Source organism: Actinomadura bangladeshensis, assembly GCF_004348335.1.
GTDB lineage: Bacteria > Actinomycetota > Actinomycetes > Streptosporangiales > Streptosporangiaceae > Spirillospora > Spirillospora bangladeshensis.
Genome location: NZ_SMJW01000380.1, coordinates 1 through 5481, shown reverse-complemented (window position 1 = coordinate 5481; position 5481 = coordinate 1). Strand labels below are relative to the sequence as shown.

4 protein-coding genes are annotated in these 5481 nt (G+C 71.6%); 1 reads left to right on the top strand and 3 read right to left on the bottom strand.

Features of this window, described 5'->3' with window-relative positions; all coding sequences use genetic code 11:
- The 3 genes from glpD to guaB all read right to left on the bottom strand — a co-directional run.
- Window positions 1–1719, bottom strand: a 1719-nt coding sequence (gene glpD / locus E1284_RS38055; protein WP_131944992.1) for a glycerol-3-phosphate dehydrogenase, incomplete at its 3' end; no start/stop codon positions are given.
- A 98-nt stretch (window positions 1720–1817) separates the two neighbouring features.
- Window positions 1818–2933, bottom strand: a complete 1116-nt coding sequence (locus E1284_RS38050) for a GuaB3 family IMP dehydrogenase-related protein (protein WP_131944993.1) — start codon at window positions 2931–2933, stop codon at window positions 1818–1820.
- A 380-nt stretch (window positions 2934–3313) separates the two neighbouring features.
- Entirely contained in the window at window positions 3314–4810 is a 1497-nt protein-coding gene (guaB, locus tag E1284_RS38045; protein WP_131944991.1) for an IMP dehydrogenase, read from the bottom strand.
- A 243-nt stretch (window positions 4811–5053) separates the two neighbouring features.
- On the opposite strand from guaB, the gene E1284_RS38040 reads away from it, so the two are divergent.
- Window positions 5054–5443 (top strand): DUF5319 domain-containing protein, encoded by a 390-nt coding sequence (locus E1284_RS38040; RefSeq protein ID WP_131944990.1) that lies wholly within the window; start codon window positions 5054–5056, stop codon window positions 5441–5443.
- Window positions 5444–5481 lie beyond the last annotated feature (38 nt).

The window sequence follows — 5481 nt, the reverse complement described above, 5'->3', positions numbered from 1 at the left end:
GATTTCGGGGGCGCCCTTGCGGTGGGCGTCGGCCTCCTGGTCGTCCTCCTGGGTCTGGGAGGCGCGTTCGGCCTCGACCCGCTTGCGGTAGTACTCGATCTCGCGGTCGCGCTGCTTCTTGGACCAGCCGAGGACCGGGGCGAGCAGGTCGGCGGCCTCCTGGGCGGCGCCGACGCCGCGGTCCCAGGTCTCTATGGAGACGCGGGTGCGGCGGGACAGGACGTCGTTGAGGTGCCGGGCGCCCTCGTGGGTGGCGGCGTAGACGACCTCGGCGCGGAGGTAGTCCTCGGCGCCGGTCAGCGGTTTGGCCAGGTCGGGCTTGTCGGCGATCAGTTCGAGCAGGTCGTCCACGAGGGTGCCGTAGCGGCGCAGCAGGTGCTCGATGCGGGCGACGTGCAGGCCGGAGCGGGACGCGAGGCGCTGGCGGGCGTTCCACATGGCCTGGAAGCCGTCACCGCCGACGAGCGGGATGCGGTCGGTGCAGGATTCGGCGACCTTGCCGTCCAGTCCGTGGGCGACGGCGTCTATGGCGTCCTTCGCCATCACGCGGTAGGTGGTGTATTTGCCGCCCGCCACCAGGACCAGGCCGGGGACGGGGTGCGCGACCACGTGTTCGCGGGAGAGTTTGGACGTTTCTTCCGTCTCGCCGGTGAGGAGTGGGCGCAGCCCCGCGTAGACGCCCTCGACGTCGTCGTGGGTGAGCGGGGTCGTGAGGACCGAGTTGACGTGGTCCAGGATGTAGTCGATGTCGGCCTTGGACGCCGCAGGGTGGGCCCTGTCGAGGTCCCAGGCGGTGTCGGTGGTGCCGATGATCCAGTGCCGTCCCCACGGGATCACGAACAGCACGGACTTCTCCGTGCGCAGGATGATCCCGGTCGAGGAGTGGATGCGGTCCTTCGGGACGACCAGGTGGATGCCCTTGGACGCCTTCACATGGATCTGGCCGCGCCCGCCGACGAGTTCCTGGATGTCGTCCGTCCACACGCCGGTGGCGTTCACGACCTGCTTCGCGCGCACCTCGCTGGTCGTGTTCCCCTCAAGGTCGCGGATGCGCAGCCCGGTGACGCGCTCACCCTCGCGCAGGAAGCCGAGGCACTGGGTGCGGGACGCGATCTGGGCGCCGTACTCCGCGGCCGTCCGCAGCACCGTCATCACGTAGCGGGCGTCGTCGACCTGCGCGTCCCAGTACTGGATCGCGCCGGTGAAGGAGTCCTTGCGCAGGGACGGCGCGAGCCGCAGCGCGCCCCGCCGCGTCAGGTGCCGGTGGTGCGGGACGCCGCGGGTGCTGCCCATCTGGAACGAGAGCAGGTCGTAGAGGGCCACGCCCGCGCCGAGGTACGCGCGCTCCCACACGCGATGCGTGGTCGGCAGCAGGAACGGGACGGGCTTCACCAGGTGCGGCGCGATCTGCTGCAGCAGCAGGCTGCGCTCGGTCAGCGCCTCCCGGACGAGGTCGAAGTTGTACTGCTCCAGGTAGCGCAGGCCACCGTGGATCAGCTTGGACGACCGCGACGACGTGCCGGAAGCGAAGTCGCGCGCCTCGACCACCGCGACCGAGAGTCCTCGGGTGGCGGCGTCCAGTGCCGCGCCCGCCCCGACGATGCCGCCGCCGACCACGACGACGTCGAACTCCTCGCGGGCCATCCGGTCGAGTGCCGCGGCCCGCTCGGCCGGCCCCAGACGGGAGCTTCCAAGGCCGGTCACCGGTGATGCCGTCATCGCATATCCCCCCACAGCGTTCGGTTTCCGAGCAGTACCTACCCAAGAGTAAGGACAGGCCCACCCCGGAAATCTCTCCACCGGGGGTGGGTTGCCTCTCAGTCGGTGGACCGGCGCGGCGCCACCACGACCTGTACCCTCTGGAACTCCTTCAACTCGGTGTAACCAGAGGTCGCCATGGCGCGGCGCAGGGCCCCGATGAGGTTCATGGAGCCGTCCGCGACATGGGACGGGCCGTACAGGATCTGCTCCATCGTCCCGATCGTCCCGATTTCGAGGCGGGTGCCGCGCGGGACGTCGCCGTGGTGGGCCTCGCTGCCCCAGTGGTAGCCGCGCCCCGGCGCCTCGGTCGACCGGGCGAACGGGGAGCCGACCATCACGGCGTCGGAGCCGCACGCGAACGCCTTGGCGATGTCGCCGCTGTTGACCATGCCGCCGTCGGCGATGACGTGGACGTAGCGTCCGCCGGACTCGTCCATGTAGTCGCGGCGGGCGGCGGCGACGTCCGCGACCGCGGTGGCCATGGGGACGGCGACGCCGAGGACGGTCCGCGTGGTGTGCCCGGAGCCGCCGCCGAACCCGACCAGCACGCCGGCGGCGCCGGTCCGCATCAGGTGCAGCGCGGCCGTGTAGGTGGAGCAGCCGCCGACGATCACGGGGACGTCGAGGTCGTAGATGAACTGCTTGAGGTTCAGCGGCTCGGCGCGTCCGGACACGTGCTCGGCGGACACGGTCGTCCCGCGGATGACGAACAGGTCGACGCCCGCGTCGATGACGGCCTTGTGGAACTGGGCGGTGCGCTGCGGCGACAGCCGCGCGGCGACGGTGACGCCCGCGTCCCGGACCTCGGCGATCCGGCGGCCGATCAGCTCCTCCTTGATCGGCTCGGTGTAGATCTCCTGGAGCCGCTGGGTGGCGCGCACGTCGTCCAGCGAGGCGATCTCGGCGAGCAGCGGCTCGGGGTTCTCGTACCGCGTCCAGAGCCCTTCGAGGTCGAGGACGGCGAGCCCGCCGAGCCGCCCGACGGCGATCGCCGTGGCGGGGCTGACGACGCTGTCCATCGGTGCGACGACAAGCGGCATCTCGAACCGGTAGGCGTCGATCTGCCAGGCGACGCTGACCTCCTCGGGATCGCGCGTCCGGCGGGACGGCACGATGCCGATGTCGTCGAAGGCGTACGCCCGGCGGCCGCTCTTGCCCCGGCCGATCTCCACCTCAGCAGCCACTGCGCCCCTCTTCCTCGCCCGGCGCCGTGCCGGTCATCGCCTGGTCGGTGTTCCCGCCGACCGCGGGAACAAGCCCCGAAGAGCTTACGTCAGCCCCCCGCGCACCCGAGATCCACCCACACACCACACCCCGACACGCGACACCCACCCACACGCCATGCACGCAACCACGCGGACCGCGGACGCCGCACACTGCCGCCCACGCGCAGCCGCCGCACGCTGCCGTCCGCACGCGCCGCACGATGCGTGCCGTGCGGATGCGCCGCACGCTCGGTGTGATCGGCGGGCGGTGCGCCCGCGCGCCCACGCGGCCGGTCCGATGGGGTCGGACGAGGGGGGTGGGGCGTTCCGGAGTTCGTCGGCCGGGGTCAGCGGCCCTGGTAGTTGGGGGCCTCTACGGTCATCTGGATGTCGTGGGGGTGGCTCTCGCGGAGGCCGGCGGCGCTGATGCGCATCAGCTGGCCGCGCTCCTGGAGTTCGGGGATCGTGCGGGTGCCCGCGTACCACATGGACTGGTGCAGACCGCCGACCAGCTGGTGCGCGACGTTGGCGAGCGGGCCCCGGTAGGGCACCTGGCCCTCGACGCCCTCGGGGATCAGCTTCTCCTCGGCGCTGACGTCGGCCTGCGCGTAGCGGTCCTTGGAGTAGGACGCGCCGCGCTCGCGGTTGCGCATCGCGCCGAGCGAGCCCATCCCCCGGTACGACTTGTACTGCTTGCCGTGGACGAAGATCAGCTCTCCGGGGGACTCCTCGACGCCGGCGAGCAGGCTGCCGAGCATCACGGTGTCGGCGCCCGCGACCAGGGCCTTGGCGATGTCGCCGGAGTACTGCAGGCCGCCGTCCCCGATCACCGGGACGCCGGCCGCCTTCGCCGCGCGGGCCGCCTCGGTGATCGCGGTGATCTGCGGGACGCCGACGCCGGCGACGATGCGGGTGGTGCAGATCGAGCCGGGGCCGACACCGACCTTGACCGCGTCGGCGCCCGCGTCCACGAGCACCTGCGCACCGGCGCTGGTGGCGATGTTGCCGCCGACGACCTCGACGCTCGAATTGCCCTTGATCGTGGCGATCGTGTCGGCGACGCCCTTGGAGTGGCCGTGCGCCGTGTCCACGATGACGACGTCGGCGCCGGCCTCGATGAGGGCCTTGGCGCGGCGGATCGCGTCCTCGCCGACGCCGACGGCCGCGGCGACGAGCAGCCGGCCGTCGGCGTCCTTGGTCGCGTTCGGGTACTGCTCGCTCTTGGTGAAGTCCTTGGTGGTGATGAGGCCCTTGAGCCGGCCGTCGGCGTCCACGAGCGGGAGCTTCTCGACCTTGTTGCCCGCCAGCAGCCGGAACGCCTCGTCCCGCGACACGCCGACCGGCGCCGTCACCAGCGGCATCGGGGTCATGACCTCGCGGACCGGACGGAACAGGTCCGACTCGAACCGCATGTCGCGGTTCGTCACGATGCCGACCAGCACGCCCCGGACATCGGTGACCGGTACCCCGGAGATCCGGTAGCGGGCGCAGAGCTCCTCGACGTCGGCCAGCGTCGCGTCCGGCAGGCAGGTGATCGGGTTGGTGATCATCCCGGACTCGGACCGCTTGACCCGGTCGGCCTCCTCGGCCTGGTCCTCGATCGACATGTTGCGGTGCAGGACGCCGATGCCGCCCTGGCGCGCCATCGCGATCGCCGTCCGCGCCTCGGTCACCGTGTCCATCGCCGCCGAGACCAGCGGGATCCGCAGCGAGATGCCGCGGGTGAGCCGCGTCGTGGTGTCGGCCTCGCCGGGCTGCATGTCGGAGTACCCGGGGAGCAGCAGCACGTCGTCGAAAGTCAGGCCCTGGGGGAGGATCTTGTCGGGCTCGGCGGCGGGGTTCATGACAACCTTCCCGTAATGGTGGCGGCATCGGGCCAGGTCACGCGGGACCCTGTTCCCATGGTAGGGCGTCCGGCCGCGCCGGGACCGGCTCTTGCGGACGGCGGGTACGTGGTCTTGATGACATCGCAGAACACCGGGGACGGCCCCGTACATTCCCGGCGGGCGCGCACGCAGCGCGATTGTTCGCGCACAGAGAAGAGCGGGGGGTGCACCTTTCGGTCCGTCCGGCAGTAGCGTGGGAGTGTGCACGATGACGCACCGCTCGACCCGTTCGCCGGAGACCCGGAGGATCCGGCGGCGGCGCTCGGCGACCCCGGCGACGAGGCCGCTCCGCTCAGCGTGACGGAGCGGGAGGACGTGCTGGCCGACCTCGCCGACCTGGAGGTCTTCCGCGCGCTGCTGGAGCCGCTCGGCGTGCGCGGCCTCACCGTCGACTGCGGCGACTGCGGCAAGCTCCACTACATCGACTGGGAGCTGCTGCACGGCAACCTGCGCCACCTGCTGGACGCGGGCCTGCCCCGCGTCCACGAGCCCGCCCTCTCCCCCGACCCCGTCGACTACGTCAGCTGGGAGTACGCCCGCGGCTACGTCGACGGCGTGATCGACAGCGAAGAGGGCCACGACGAGAACTAGCCCCCGTCACACCACCCTGTGCGTGGTTCACGTCGGCC

What these genes read in the sequence shown, in the direction of transcription:
- guaB (WP_131944991.1), bottom strand. Translation starts at nt 4,810, where the DNA reads ATGAACCCCGCCGCCGAGCCCGACAAGATCCTCCCCCAGGGCCTGACT.